We start from the raw sequence: 13,055 nt of genomic DNA on the forward strand, positions 1-13,055 counted from the left end.
CACATGACGCCCCTACATTTTCCTTTCCGTCTTTGTCGAGGATCTCACGCCCGATGAAATCGTCGCTCCGTACCCTTTCGCTCGTCGCGGCCACCGCTGCCGCCACCGCAACCGCCACGGTGGTGGTGCCGATCACCGCACGCTCGCCCGTCGTGCCGCCCGTTGCCGGACAGGTCGCCGCCGAGCCGGCCGCCGCCCCGCAGCTGGTCACCGGCCTGCCGGACTTCACCCAGCTCGTCGACCACGTCGGCCCGGCGGTGGTCAGCATCGTCGCCACCGGCTCGGCGCGCAGCCCGATGATGCGCGGCCAAGGCCCGCAGCAGATTCCCGAAGACCAGATCCCCGAATTCTTCCGCCGCTTCTTCGGCCCGGATACGCCTTTCCCCGGTGGCCCGGGCGGCGGACGCGGCCAGGGGCCGGACGATGAGGACGAGGTGGTCGGTCCGCAGAGCGCCTCGCAGGGCAGCGGCTTCCTGATCTCGGCCGACGGCTACGTGCTGACCAATCATCACGTCGTCGACCGCGCCGACAAGATCCGCGTGCGTCTCGCCGACCGCCGCGAATTCGAGGCCAAGCTGGTCGGCAGCGACGCGCAGTCCGATGTCGCCGTGCTCAAGGTCACCGCCAGCGGCCTGCCGTTCCTGCGCACCGGCGACTCGAAGAAGCTCAAGCCCGGCCAGTGGGTGGTCGCGATCGGCTCGCCGTTCGGTCTTGAACACTCGGTCACCGCCGGCATCGTCAGCGCCATCGGCCGCAGCACCGGCGGCGAGCAGCGCTACGTGCCTTTCATCCAGACCGACGTCGCGATCAATCGCGGCAACTCCGGCGGCCCGCTGCTCAACACGCGCGGCGAGGTGGTCGGCATCAACTCGCAGATCTTCAGCAATTCCGGCGGCTACATGGGCGTGAGCTTCGCCATTCCCATGGACGTGGCGATGAACGTCACCGACCAGATCAAGACCCGCGGCAAGGTCGAGCGCGCCCAGTTGGGTGCGGTGGTCGGCACGGTGACGGCGGACACCGCCAAGGGCTTCGATCTGCCCGACACCCGGGGTGCCCTGGTGACCGAAGTACGCCCGGGCAGCCCGGCGGAGAAGGCCGGCATCGAGCCGGGTGACGTCATCCGTGCGGTCGACGGCGCGCAGATCAACGACTTCAGCGACCTGCCGCCGGCGATCGGCAGCCGGGCGCCGGGCACCTCGGTCACGCTCTCGATCCTGCGCGCCGGCAAGCCCATCGAGCGCAAGGTCACCCTGACCCGCCTCGACGAAGGCGACGGTCCGACCCCTACCGTCGCGGGCGACGGCGGCAAGCCCGCCGAGGCGGCCTCGGGCAACAAGCTCGGCCTGATCGGCCAGGACCTGGATGCCGACGACCGCCGCAGCCTGAGCCTGCGCCCCGGCGAGGGCGTGGGCCTGGCCCGGATCGAGGGCAAGGCCGCGCGCGCCGCCAACCTGCGCCCGGGCGACATCGTCCTGCGCGTCGGCACCACCCCGGTCGGCAGCGTCGCCGCCATGGACCGCGAACTGGCGAAGTTCCGCGCCGACCAGACCGTGATGCTGCTGATCCGTCGCGGCGGCGCCACGTCCTTCGTCGCGGTCAGCCCGCTGGAGGAGCGCAAGTAAGCGGCCAGGCGCCACGCCCGATGCTTCCACATCGCCCGGTCCGGCCCCGCCGGCCGGGCGATCGCGTTCCCGGGCCGCCGTTCGGCCGACCTCCGGCGGTGAATCCCCGGGGGTGTGCGATAATCCGTCGTTTTCCCCTCAAGGCCGCCGACGGCCGCCGCCGACGACCATGACCGACTCCATGCGGAACATCCGCAACTTCTCCATCATCGCCCACGTCGACCACGGCAAATCGACCCTGGCCGACCGCATCATCCAGCTCTGCGGCGGCCTCGAGGCCCGCGAGATGGAAGCGCAGGTGCTCGACTCCAACCCGATCGAGCGCGAGCGCGGCATCACCATCAAGGCGCAGTCCGTCTCGCTGCCGTACAAGGCGAAGGACGGCGAGACCTACTTCCTCAACTTCATCGACACCCCCGGCCACGTCGACTTCAGCTACGAGGTCAGCCGCTCGCTGGCCGCCTGCGAAGGCGCGCTGCTGGTGGTCGACGCCGCGCAGGGCGTCGAGGCGCAGTCCGTCGCCAACTGCTACACCGCCGTGGAGCAGGGCCTGGAAGTCGTGCCGATCCTCAACAAGATCGACCTGCCCACCGCCGACATCGAACGCGCCAAGAGCGAGATCGAGGCGGTCATCGGCATCGATGCCACCGACGCCGTGGCGATCAGCGCCAAGACCGGCCTGAACATCGTCGACGTGCTCGAAGCCATCGTCCACCGCATCCCGCCGCCGAAGCCGCGCGACACCGACAAGCTGCAGGCGCTGATCATCGACTCCTGGTTCGACAACTACCTCGGCGTGGTGTCGCTGGTGCGCGTGATGCAGGGCGAGATCAAGCCCGGCGACAAGCTGCTGGTGATGTCCACCGGCCGCGCGCATCAGGTCGAGAACGTCGGCGTGTTCACGCCCAAGCGCAAGGTGCTGCCGAAGCTGGGCGCCGGCGAGGTGGGCTGGGTCACCGCCAGCATCAAGGACGTCCACGGCGCGCCGGTCGGCGATACGCTGACCCGCAACCAGGACCCGGCGCCGCATCCGCTGCCGGGCTTCCAGGAAATGCAGCCGCGTGTGTTCGCCGGCCTGTTCCCGGTCGACGCCGAGGACTACCCGGACCTGCGCGAGGCGCTGGAGAAGCTGCAGCTCAACGACGCCGCGCTGCGCTTCGAGCCGGAAAGCTCCGAGGCGATGGGCTTCGGCTTCCGCTGCGGCTTCCTCGGCATGCTGCACATGGAGATCGTCCAGGAGCGCCTCGAGCGCGAGTACGACCTCAACCTCATCACCACCGCGCCGACCGTGGTCTACGAAGTGCTGAAGACCGACGGCAGCGTGATGTCGCTCGACAACCCGGCCAAGCTGCCGCCGGTGAACCACGTCGACGAGATCCGCGAACCGATCATCCGCGCCAACATCCTCACGCCGCCGGACTACGTCGGCAACTGCATCACGCTGTGCGAGGAGAAGCGCGGTTCGCAGATCGGCATCACCTACATGGGCAACCAGGTGCAGATCAGCTACGAGCTGCCGATGGCCGAGGTGGTGCTGGACTTCTTCGACAAGCTCAAGTCGGTCTCGCGCGGTTACGCCTCGCTGGACTACCACTTCCTGCGCTTCGACGCCGGCCCGTTCGTCCGCGTGGACACGCTGATCAACGGCGATCGCGTCGATGCGCTGTCGATCATCGTCCATCGCAGCCACGCCGACCGCCGCGGCCGCGAGCTGTGCGAGAAGATGAAGGACCTGATTCCGCGCCAGATGTTCGACGTCGCCATCCAGGCCGCGATCGGTTCGCAGATCATCTCGCGCAGCACGGTCAAGGCGCTGCGCAAGAACGTGCTGGCCAAGTGCTACGGCGGCGACGTCAGCCGCAAGCGCAAGCTGCTGGAGAAGCAGAAGGAAGGCAAGAAGCGCATGAAGCAGGTCGGCCGCGTGGAGATTCCGCAGGAAGCCTTCCTCGCCGTGCTGCAGGTGGACAGCAAGTAAGGTCGGTCGATACCCCGGCCACCCGGATCCACGACGCAGCACGCCCGCGACCCCCATCCCCGATCCCGTTCCGAAGGAAGTCCCATGGTCTGGTTCGAAATCCTACTGGTCACGCTGACCCTGCTGTCCGGCGTCATCTGGCTGCTCGACAAGCTGATCTTCGCCAAGCGTCGTGCGAGGGCCGACGGCCTGCTCGACGAGGCCTCGGAACCGGTCGTGGTGGATTACGCCCGCGCGTTCTTCCCGGTGCTGGCGGTGGTGCTGATGCTGCGCAGCTTCGTGGCCGAGCCCTTCCGCATTCCGTCCAGCTCGATGATGCCGACCCTGCTGATCGGCGACTTCATCCTGGTCAACAAGTACGCCTATGGCCTGCGCCTGCCGGTCACCAACCGGAAAGTGATCGAGGTCGGCCAGCCCGAGCGCGGCGACGTGGTCGTGTTCCGCTACCCCGGCCGCGGCCCCAGCGATCCGAACACCGGCCTGGATTACATCAAGCGCGTGATCGGCCTGCCCGGCGACACCGTCAGCTATCGCGACAACCAGCTCAGCATCAACGGCAAGACCCTGGAGTACACCCCGGTCGGCGAGTACGTCGGCAAGGGCCCGGGCGTGGAGATGACCGGCGCGACCGAACTGCGCGAGAAGCTGCCCGGCCGCGAGCACGCCGTGCTCGAGATCACCCACCTGCCGGTGGTCGATCAGGGCGAGGGCGAATGGGTCGTGCCGCCGGGTCACTATCTCGTGATCGGCGACAATCGCGATCGCAGCGAAGATGGTAGATTCTGGGGCATGCTTCCGGAGGACAGACTCCGCGGCAAGGCCTTCCTGGTCTGGTTGAACTGCAGCGGTTGGTTCTGCCGCAACAGTTTCGACACGTCCCGGATCGGCAACGACATTCCCTGACCGGGCGGCGCCCGGCCGGGTGCGTCCACCACCACATCGTCACAGTGCCATTGGGGAGTTCGAACCATGCGACGTCACCAGAGCGGTATGACCCTGATCAGTTTCCTCGTCACCGCAGCGGTGGTGGGGTTCTTCCTCTTCATCGTCATGAAGCTGTTCCCGATGTACAAGGAATTCTTCGAGGTCAAGAGCGCGCTCAAGGGCCTGGCCAACGAGGCCGGCATCGCCCACGAGCAGCCGGCGCAGATCAAGGAAAAGCTGTTCAAGCGCATGAGCATCAACTACGTGTCGAACGTGAAGAACGAGCACGTGAAGGTCGAGAACAAGGGCGGCGGCCAGATGGTCCTCGTCAACTACGAAGTGCGCGTCCCGCTGTTCTACAACCTCGATGCGGTCGGCAAGTTCAATGCCGAGCAGTCGCTGTCCGGCGGTGCCGCGTCCGCGCCGGCGCTCTGATCCTGCGGCAGTGGCGAGCGGTTTCCCTGCGGGCATGACCGGACAGTCGTTCGGCCATGCCTTCCGCGACCCGGCGCTGCTGCAGCGCGCGCTGACCCACCGCAGCGCTGCGCCCGCGCACAACGAACGCCTGGAATTCCTCGGCGACGCCCTGGTCGGCGCCATCGTCGCCGAAGCCCTGTACACCCGCTGGCCGCGCGCGGTCGAGGGCGAACTCACCCGTGCCCGCGCCGAACTGGTCCGCGAGTCCTCGCTCGCCGCGCTGGCGCGCCGACTCGACCTGGGCACGCGCATCGTGCTCGGTCCGGGCGAGATGAAATCCGGCGGCCACCGCCGCGACTCCATCCTCGCCGACGCCTTCGAAGCCCTGGTCGCCGCCATCTACCTCGACGCCGGTTTCGAGACCTGTCGCGCCGTGGTGCTGCCCTGGTTCGCCGAGGCCATCGACGCCCTGCCGCCGCCGCACAAGCTCGGCAAGGACGCGAAGACCCGGCTGCAGGAATGGCTGCAGGCCCGCCAGTGGCCCCTGCCGGTCTACTCGCTGCTCTCCGAGAGCGGCGAGGAGCATGCCAAGGTCTTCGTTGCCGAATGCACGCTCGTCGATCGCGACCTGCGCCGGCAGGGCGAGGCGGGGTCCCGACGCGCCGCCGAACAGCTCGCCGCCGAGGCGGTCCTGGACGCGCTCGGCGCCTGATCCGTCCGGGATGTCGACCCGGCATGGCGACGCCGCACGTCGCCCGGGGTCGCCCTGACCGATATCCGTCGCTGCCGGCGCATCCGGTGCCGGTACAATCCCCCGATGAGCGAATCCCCTTACCGCGCCGGCCACGTCGCCGTCCTCGGCCGACCCAACGTCGGCAAGTCCACCCTGATCAACGCCCTCGTCGGCACCAAGGTCAGCATCGTCTCCCCCCGGCCGCAGACCACCCGGCACCGCATGCTGGGCATCGCCACTTTCCCGGAAGGCCAGCTGGTGCTGGTCGACACCCCCGGCATCCATGCCGACAAGGGCAAGGCCACGGCCTCGGCCATGCACCGGATGATGAACCGCGCCGCGCGCGGCGCGCTGGAAGGCGTGGACGCCGCATTGCTGGTCATTCGCGCCGGGCAGTGGAGCGACGAGGACACCCTGGCCTATGACGCGCTGAAGGGCGCGGGCATCCCGGTCGTGCTGGTGGTGAACCAGGTCGACCGCTATCCCGACAAGACCGAATTGCTGCCGTTCCTGCAGACGGTGAACGAAGGCCGCGAGTTCGCCAGCCTGCATCCGGTGTCCGCGCTCAAGCGCAGCGGCCTGCAGCCGCTGGTGAAGACCGTGCTCGGCCTGCTGCCCGAGCAGGACGCGCTGTACGGCGAGGACGAGATCACCGACAAGAGCCAGCGCTTCCTCGCCGGCGAGCTGGTCCGCGAACAGCTGATGCGCCAGCTCGGCGCCGAACTGCCGTACGCGACCACGGTCGAGATCGAACGCTTCGAGGAAGAGATGGCCAAGCGCAAGGGCGCGCCGCCGGAACCGATGTACCGCATCGGCGCGGTGATCTTCGTCGAACGCGAAAGCCAGAAGGCCATCGTCATCGGCAAGGGCGGCGCCCGCCTGCGCGAGATCGGCACCAAGTCGCGCCAGCAGATGGAACGCATGTTCGGCTGCAAGGTCTTCCTCGAAACCTGGGTCCGCGTCCGCGAAGGCTGGTCCGACGACGAAGCGGCGCTGAAGGCGTTCGGGTACACGGAGTAAGCCAATGAAGTGCGGCTCGCAGATGTTTCTCATGGCGCTGGTCATGGCGCTCACCAGTTCCGCGAACGCTGCCGGTGCCGGCAAGCGATACGAAGTGCGGTTTCCTGCGTCGTTCGTGACCACGGCAGAGGATCTCGCGATCGATCATGTCAATTTCGTCGTAGCGTGCGGTGAGATCGTGGCTGTCGAACATGTGCCTTCCGATTGGAATATCGGTGTCTCTCGCCCGATTTCCGGCCAGGTCGGTTTCGACGCAAGCGCGGGGCATGGTGCCAGTGCATTGAAGAACCTGTCCGAACTCGATGGCGTCATCGTCGTATCAAGTCTCGACAAGAGATGTTTCGGGTTCTCCATGGCCACTGCATCGAGCATGCGCGGCGAATGGGAGCGAAACATCGACGGCATGCGCTTGGTCGAACGCCCATCGTCGAGATGAGCGGCGTTCCGGCCAGCGCTGCCTGTGCTCTCCGCATCGATTGATTCGATGCGCTACGCCGCCGAACCCGCCTTCGTCCTCCATGCCCGCGCCTGGCGCGAGACCAGCCTGCTGGTCGAGGTGCTGAGCCGCGAGCACGGCCGCGTCGGCCTGGTGGCGCGTGGCGTGCAGGGGCCGAAGAAACACGTGCTGCGTGCGGCGCTGCAGCCGTTGCAGCACATCCGGTTCGATGGCGTGCAGCGCGGCGAATTGGCGCAGCTGTCGAGTGCCGAAGCCATCGACGAAGCACCGCGCCTGCAGGGCGAGGCGATGCTGGCGGGCTTCTATCTCAACGAACTCATGCTCCGCCTCGCGCCGCGCCACGATGGCCACGGCGAGCTGTACGCGATCTACGGCGAGACCCGCGCGCGCCTGGCGCTGACCGACCTGTCGCTGGCGTGGACGCTGCGCCGCTTCGAGCGCGACCTGCTGGAGGCGCTGGGCGTCGGCTTCGCCTGGGACTGCGACGGCGACGGTCGCGACATCGATCCGGCCGCGCGCTACGTGCTCGATGCTGAACACGGCCCGCGCCGCATGCTCGGCGATGCCGGTCGCGCTGGCCGCAGCGAAACCGCCACCGGGCGCGCGCTGCTCGACCTCGGCGCCGACATCGAGCCCTGCGCCGAGGACATGCCCGGCCTGCGCCGCGTGATGCGCGTGCTGCTGCTCCACCACCTCGGCGGACGCGGGCTCAAATCCTGGGAATTGATCGCGGCCTTGCCGCGTGGCGGCGATGCGAATGCATCTGCGTCCCGGGACGGGGATGCGCCCACTCCGACCCTTTCCCGCGACGCTGTGGAGGGGATGACGCCGGGCGATTGAGTGACCCGTTGAGGCGACGCGCTTCGCTCCCTCCCCCGCGAGCGGGGGAGGGTTGGAGTGGGGGCAAGGATTTCACGCGACCACTGCGCGCATCGTGCCGTCCACCGCATCCTCGAACTGCGCGAAGGCTTCGCGCGACAGCGGCGCATCACGCAGCGCCAGCACTGCCACCAGCACCCGCGCCGCGCCGACGAAACCGCAGGAGGCCTGCAGCTTGTGCAGTTCCGCGCGCACTGCATCGGCATCCGCACGCGCGAGCGCGTCGGCGATGCGCATGCGCACCGCGGGCAGTTCGCCGAGGAACAGGCCGCGCATGGTCTCGACCAGCGCGGCATTGCCGTTCAGTGCGCGCAGCGCAACCGCATCGTCCCAGATCGGCGAGGTTGCCCCGTCTTTGTCGTCGTCGTCGCGAGGCGGGCAGTCGTCCTTCGGTCCTCTCTTCCTGTTGGCACCCAGCGCCTGCCGCACCGCCGCCTGCAGCGCCGCCACGCCCAGCGGCTTGCGCAACACATCGGCGAAACCGGCGTCGATCAGCGCGTCGCGTTCTTCCGGGCGCGCATCGGCGGTATGCGCGAGCGCGGGCGTCGTCAGCCCGTGCATGCGCCATCGCGCCAGCAGTTCGCCGCCGGTGCCATCGGGCAGGTTGGCGTCGAACAGCCACAGCGCATGACGGGTGTCGCGCAGCGTCTCGGCCTCGGCCAGCGAGCCGGCGACATCGACCCGCGCGGGCAGGGCTTCGAGCGCGGTGGTCAGGAAGGCGGCGCTGACCGGGTCGTCTTCCAGCAGCAGGAGGCGGGGCAGGGCGGGATCGGCATTCATTGCGCTTCGATTACTCTGGCATCCATGTCGCGCCGCATCTTACCCAAGCCCGATGATCGAGCCTCGCCTGCGTGGCGCCGGCTGATCGGCGCATGCCTGCTCTTGGGGATCCTGCTGTCGATCGTGCCGAGCGCCCGGGCGCGCACCGCGACCGCCACGATTCAGCGCATCGGCACCGGGCTGGCCACGCTCGAACGCGTGCAGGTGCGCCTGGCCTGGCCGAAGGACGCCGCCTCGGGTCGTCTGCAGCTGCGCGTCGGGCATCTGGTCGCGCCTTCGCTGGGCTACGATTTCCGCGATGTCGACTGGAGCTGTCCGCTCACCCGTACCGGCGATGGTGCATGGCGCTGCGAGGGCGACCTGCGCGCCGGGCGCGGGCCGGCGCTGCGCTTCGGCATCGACCTGGGCGTGGCGCATACCGACGCCTGGTTGGTGCGCGGCGAGTCCCGCATCGATGTCCGGCGCCAGGCCGCCGTGCCCGACGACACCCGCATCGACCTGACCCGCGTGCCGCTGGCCTGGACCCAGGCGCTGCTCGCGCAGGCCTGGTCCGATGCGCGCCTGACCCGGGGGCAGGGCGACGCCCGACTCGTGGTCTCCGCGCCGGCCGACGGTCCGGTGCGCGTCGCCGGGCCGCTGAGCCTGCGCGGCGTCGGCCTCGAAACCGCCGACGCCAGCATCGCCGCCGACAACCTCGGCGGCCGTTTCGCGCTGGAAATGCGCTTCGCCGACACGACCACGCGCATCGACCTCGACGGCGCGCTGCAGGGCGGCGAACTGCTCGCTGCCGGCGCCTACGTCGCGCTGCCGTCGACGCCGGTCGGCCTGCGCGTGTCCGCTGTCGGCGATGGCGCCGGCTGGCGCCTGCCGACGCTGCGCTGGGACGACGGCAGCAGCCTGCGGGTCGAAGGCAGCGCCGGCGTCGCGCCCGACGGCTTGCTGCGCGCGCTCGATCTGGCACTGGACAGCGCCGACCTGTCGCCGGTGGCCGAACGCTACCTGTCTGCGTGGCTGGGCAGCTTCGGCCTGGGCAAGTTGCGGCTCGGCGGCGCGCTGCAGGCCCGGGTCCGGCTCGATGCCGGCGCGCTGCGCGGTGTCGATGCGCGTTTCGACGATGTCGCGGTGGTCGAACCCGACGGCCGTTTCGCGTTCGAGGGCATCGAAGGCGACCTGCGCTTTTCGACCGATGCGCCGGTCGAGGGCCTCATCGGCTGGCGTGGCGGCCGGCTCTATGGCCTGGACTTCGGCGCCGTCGGCCTGCCGCTGCGCAGCGCCGATGGCGTGATCGAGCTGCAGCAGGCGGCCGCCGTGCCCTTCGCGGGCGGCGCACTGCGCTTCGAACGCTTCCGCCTGCAGCCGCCGCTCGGCGACCGGCCCACGCAGGCCGGGTTCGCGCTGGATGTCGAGGATCTCGATCTCGGCACGCTGGCGAAAAGCCTCGGCTTGCCCGCGTTCCGCGGCACGCTGGCCGGGCGCATCCCCGACGCGCGCTATGCCGACGACCGGCTGGTGTTCGAAGGCGGCCTGGAGACGGACGTGTTCGATGGCCGCGTGCGGGTCGCATCGCTCGCGATGGAACGCCCGTTCGGCGTCGCGCCCACGCTGTCGGCAGACCTCACCCTCGACGATCTCGATCTGCTCGCGGTCACCGAGGTCTTCGACTTCGGCAGCATCAGCGGCCGACTGGACGGTCGCATCGACGGACTCCGCCTCGTCGACTGGACCGCCACCGCCTTCGACGCCGAACTTCGCACGCAGCCCCGGCGCGGCGTGAAGCAGCGGATCAGCCAGCGCGCGGTGCAGAACATCTCCAGCGTCGGCGACGCCTCGTTCGTGACCAGCCTGCAGGGCCAGCTGATCGGCCTGTTCGACGACTTCGGCTACCGGCGCATCGGCATCGCCTGCCGCCTGCGCAACCAGGTCTGCGAGATGTCCGGCCTCGACGGCAGCGGACCGACCACGGGACGTCCTGCGCCGGGAAGTTCCGGTTCAGGCACCGGCGGATTTACTATCGTCGAAGGTTCGGGGGTTCCGCGCCTGAACGTGGTGGGCTTCAATCGCAGGGTGGATTGGCCGACGCTCGTCGAACGCCTGCAGGCGGTCGGCAGCGGCGACCTCAAGCCGGTGGTGGAATGACCCGCCGCCCATCGTCCGGGCAACGCTGCGACCGCAGCGCCATCATCAGGAGAACCAAGATGTTTCGTTTGCTGGGTGCATCCACCGTCGCCGCGCTCGCGCTGACCGCGTGCGTCACGATCAACGTGTATTTCCCCGCGGCCGAAGCCCGCGAGGCCGCCAAGGAATTCGTCGAGAAGGTGCTCGACCAGGCCGCGCAGCCGGCCAAGCCCGAAGGCGGCGGTGGCGGCATGGCGATGGAACTGCCGCGCTTCGATCCGCTGATGCTCATCGGCATCGCCCCGGCCCACGCCCAGTCGCAGCCCGACTTCAACATCAAGACGCCGGCGATCACCGCGATCCAGGCGCGCATGGAGCAGCGCTTCGACAGCGCCCTGCGTCCGCATTTCGACACCGGCGCGCTCGGCTTCACCGAGGACGGCCTGGTCGTGGTCCGCGACGCCGCCGCGCTGCAGCTCAAGGACCGCGTGCCGGTCAACAACGCCGTCGCCGACGAGAACCGCGACCGCAAGGCGGTCTACCGCGAGATCGCCGTCGCCAACGGCCATCCGGAGTGGGAAGGCCAGATCCGCAGCGTGTTCGCGAAGCAGTGGGTCGACAGCGCGAAGTCCGGCTGGTGGTACCAGCGCGGCGGGGCTTGGAAGCAGAAATAAGCGCTTTCCGTCCGCATCCGTGTCACTGCGACGCCCGCCCTCCGGCGGGCGTCGTCGCGTCCGGACATGAGACAATCGCCGGCTCGCCAGCTCACAGATCCCGCCCGTGGCCCGCAACCGCATCGACCAGACCCCGTTTCCGATCGACATCCTCGACCTGAGCCACGACGGCCGGGGCGTGGCCCGCTGGCCGGAGGGCTCGCCGCATGCCGGCAAGGCGATCTTCGTGTCCGGCGCGCTGCCGGGCGAGCGGGTGATGGCCAAGCAGACCGCGAAGTCGCGGCATTTCGACGAGGCCGCCACGGTCGAGGTGCTCAGCGCATCGCCGGATCGCGTCGACGCGCGCTGCCCGCATTTCGGCACCTGCGGCGGCTGCGTGCTGCAGCATCTCGCCGAGGACAAGCAGATCCACGCCAAGCAGCAAGTGCTGCTCGACAACCTGCAGCGCATCGGCCACGTCCAGCCGGGCACGCTGTTGCCGCCGCTGACCGACGCGGCCTGGGGCTATCGCCGCAAGGGCCGGCTGTCGGTGCGTCGCGTCGAGAAGAAGGACAAGACCCTGGTCGGGTTCCGCGAGGCCGATCCGCGCTTCGTCGCCGACCTCGGCGAATGCCATACGGTCATTCCGCAGATCGGCCTGAAGCTCGGCGCGATCTCCGCTCTGGTCGACGGCATGGACGCGCGCCGCGATATCCCGCAGATCGAATTCATCGCCGGCGACGCCACGGTGGCGCTGGTGTTCCGTCATCTCCATCCGCTGGGCGAGCGCGACCGCGAGGCGCTGGTCGCCTTCGCGAAAGAACACGGTTTCGCGATCTTCCTGCAGCCCGGCGGCATCGACTCGGTGCATCCGCTGTGGCCTGAGCAGGCGCCGCTGTCGTTCGCGCTGCCGCAGTGGAACGTCGAACTCAACTTCCGGCCGCTGGACTTCATCCAGGTCAACGCCGGCCTGAACCAGAAGATGATCGCGCGCACGCTCGAACTGCTGGACGTGCAGGCCGAGGATCGCGTGCTCGATCTGTTCTGCGGCCTCGGCAACTTCACCCTGCCGCTGGCGCGCGTCGCGCGCGAGGTCGTGGGTGTGGAAGGCGAGGCCGGCCTGGTGGCGCGTGCCCGCGAGAACGCGACGCACAATACGCTCGACAACGTGCAGTTCCACGCCGCCGATCTCGCCCAGGACCTGTCCGGACACGCGTGGATGAAAGCCGGCTTCGACCGCCTGCTGCTGGATCCGCCGCGCTCCGGCGCGGACGGCGTGCTCAAGCAGCTGTCGCTGAAGGGCCTGAAGCGGATCGTCTACGTCAGCTGCCATCCCGGCTCGCTGGCGCGCGATGCTGGCTACCTGGTCAACGAACGCGGCTGGAAGCTCGTGTCCGCTGGCGTGATGGACATGTTCCCGCACACCGCACACGTCGAATCGATCGCGGTGTTCGAACCGAAGTGAGCGGCGACGCGC

Annotated in this window: 12 protein-coding genes; 11 read left to right on the top strand and 1 reads right to left on the bottom strand. The window is 69.0% G+C overall.

Annotated elements, in window-relative coordinates:
• Positions 1-53 precede the first annotated feature (53 nt).
• The 8 genes from ACFQ0E_RS12135 (at position 54) to recO (ending at position 7,991) form a co-directional block, all read left to right on the top strand.
• Complete coding sequence (locus ACFQ0E_RS12135) at positions 54-1,625, top strand: DegQ family serine endoprotease (RefSeq protein ID WP_386824166.1); 1,572 nt, start codon at positions 54-56, stop codon at positions 1,623-1,625.
• Between the two features lie 181 nt (positions 1,626-1,806).
• Positions 1,807-3,600 carry a translation elongation factor 4 gene (gene lepA, locus ACFQ0E_RS12140; RefSeq protein WP_386824751.1) on the top strand — a complete coding sequence of 598 codons (1,794 nt, stop codon included), beginning with the start codon at positions 1,807-1,809 and terminating at the stop codon, positions 3,598-3,600.
• Between the two features lie 84 nt (positions 3,601-3,684).
• The gene (lepB, locus tag ACFQ0E_RS12145; RefSeq protein ID WP_386824168.1) at positions 3,685-4,503 is read left to right on the top strand and encodes a signal peptidase I; all 819 of its coding nucleotides are present in this window, start codon (positions 3,685-3,687) and stop codon (positions 4,501-4,503) included.
• 66 nt (positions 4,504-4,569) lie between these two features.
• Positions 4,570-4,959 carry a DUF4845 domain-containing protein gene (locus ACFQ0E_RS12150; RefSeq protein WP_386824170.1) on the top strand — a complete coding sequence of 130 codons (390 nt, stop codon included), beginning with the start codon at positions 4,570-4,572 and terminating at the stop codon, positions 4,957-4,959.
• Between the two features lie 34 nt (positions 4,960-4,993).
• On the top strand, positions 4,994-5,653 hold the full coding sequence (gene rnc / locus ACFQ0E_RS12155) for a ribonuclease III (protein ID WP_386824172.1): 660 nt from the start codon (positions 4,994-4,996) through the stop codon (positions 5,651-5,653).
• Between the two features lie 105 nt (positions 5,654-5,758).
• Positions 5,759-6,694 carry a GTPase Era gene (gene era / locus ACFQ0E_RS12160; protein ID WP_386824174.1) on the top strand — a complete coding sequence of 312 codons (936 nt, stop codon included), beginning with the start codon at positions 5,759-5,761 and terminating at the stop codon, positions 6,692-6,694.
• A gap of 31 nt (positions 6,695-6,725) precedes the next feature.
• Positions 6,726-7,130 (top strand): hypothetical protein, encoded by a 405-nt coding sequence (locus ACFQ0E_RS12165; protein WP_386824176.1) that lies wholly within the window; start codon positions 6,726-6,728, stop codon positions 7,128-7,130.
• A gap of 48 nt (positions 7,131-7,178) precedes the next feature.
• Positions 7,179-7,991 (top strand): DNA repair protein RecO, encoded by an 813-nt coding sequence (recO, locus tag ACFQ0E_RS12170; protein WP_386824178.1) that lies wholly within the window; start codon positions 7,179-7,181, stop codon positions 7,989-7,991.
• Between the two features lie 72 nt (positions 7,992-8,063).
• On the opposite strand, the gene ACFQ0E_RS12175 is transcribed toward recO, so the two are convergent.
• Positions 8,064-8,810, bottom strand: a complete 747-nt coding sequence (locus ACFQ0E_RS12175) for a response regulator (RefSeq protein WP_386824180.1) — start codon at positions 8,808-8,810, stop codon at positions 8,064-8,066.
• 24 nt (positions 8,811-8,834) lie between these two features.
• Here ACFQ0E_RS12175 and ACFQ0E_RS12180 point away from each other — a divergent pair, with 24 nt between their 5' ends.
• The 3 genes from ACFQ0E_RS12180 (at position 8,835) to rlmD (ending at position 13,043) form a co-directional block, all read left to right on the top strand.
• Positions 8,835-10,946 (top strand): hypothetical protein, encoded by a 2,112-nt coding sequence (locus tag ACFQ0E_RS12180; protein ID WP_386824182.1) that lies wholly within the window; start codon positions 8,835-8,837, stop codon positions 10,944-10,946.
• A 59-nt stretch (positions 10,947-11,005) separates the two neighbouring features.
• The gene (locus tag ACFQ0E_RS12185) at positions 11,006-11,599 is read left to right on the top strand and encodes a YdbL family protein (RefSeq protein ID WP_386824184.1); all 594 of its coding nucleotides are present in this window, start codon (positions 11,006-11,008) and stop codon (positions 11,597-11,599) included.
• A 106-nt stretch (positions 11,600-11,705) separates the two neighbouring features.
• Positions 11,706-13,043 carry a 23S rRNA (uracil(1939)-C(5))-methyltransferase RlmD gene (gene rlmD, locus ACFQ0E_RS12190; RefSeq protein WP_386824186.1) on the top strand — a complete coding sequence of 446 codons (1,338 nt, stop codon included), beginning with the start codon at positions 11,706-11,708 and terminating at the stop codon, positions 13,041-13,043.
• The last annotated feature ends 12 nt before the right edge of the window (positions 13,044-13,055 follow it).

It is taken from the genome of Lysobacter brunescens (genome assembly GCF_042677005.1).
Taxonomy (GTDB): Bacteria; Pseudomonadota; Gammaproteobacteria; order Xanthomonadales; family Xanthomonadaceae; genus Lysobacter_I; species Lysobacter_I brunescens.

Coding starts and splice junctions, on each gene's coding strand:
- ACFQ0E_RS12135 (WP_386824166.1), top strand. CDS start 54: ATGAAATCGTCGCTCCGTACCCTTTCGCTCGTCGCGGCCACCGCTGCC.
- lepA (WP_386824751.1), top strand. CDS start 1,807: ATGCGGAACATCCGCAACTTCTCCATCATCGCCCACGTCGACCACGGC.
- lepB (WP_386824168.1), top strand. CDS start 3,685: ATGGTCTGGTTCGAAATCCTACTGGTCACGCTGACCCTGCTGTCCGGC.
- ACFQ0E_RS12150 (WP_386824170.1), top strand. CDS start 4,570: ATGCGACGTCACCAGAGCGGTATGACCCTGATCAGTTTCCTCGTCACC.
- rnc (WP_386824172.1), top strand. CDS start 4,994: ATGACCGGACAGTCGTTCGGCCATGCCTTCCGCGACCCGGCGCTGCTG.
- era (WP_386824174.1), top strand. CDS start 5,759: ATGAGCGAATCCCCTTACCGCGCCGGCCACGTCGCCGTCCTCGGCCGA.
- ACFQ0E_RS12165 (WP_386824176.1), top strand. CDS start 6,726: ATGGCGCTGGTCATGGCGCTCACCAGTTCCGCGAACGCTGCCGGTGCC.
- recO (WP_386824178.1), top strand. CDS start 7,179: ATGCGCTACGCCGCCGAACCCGCCTTCGTCCTCCATGCCCGCGCCTGG.
- ACFQ0E_RS12175 (WP_386824180.1), bottom strand. CDS start 8,810: ATGAATGCCGATCCCGCCCTGCCCCGCCTCCTGCTGCTGGAAGACGAC.
- ACFQ0E_RS12180 (WP_386824182.1), top strand. CDS start 8,835: ATGTCGCGCCGCATCTTACCCAAGCCCGATGATCGAGCCTCGCCTGCG.
- ACFQ0E_RS12185 (WP_386824184.1), top strand. CDS start 11,006: ATGTTTCGTTTGCTGGGTGCATCCACCGTCGCCGCGCTCGCGCTGACC.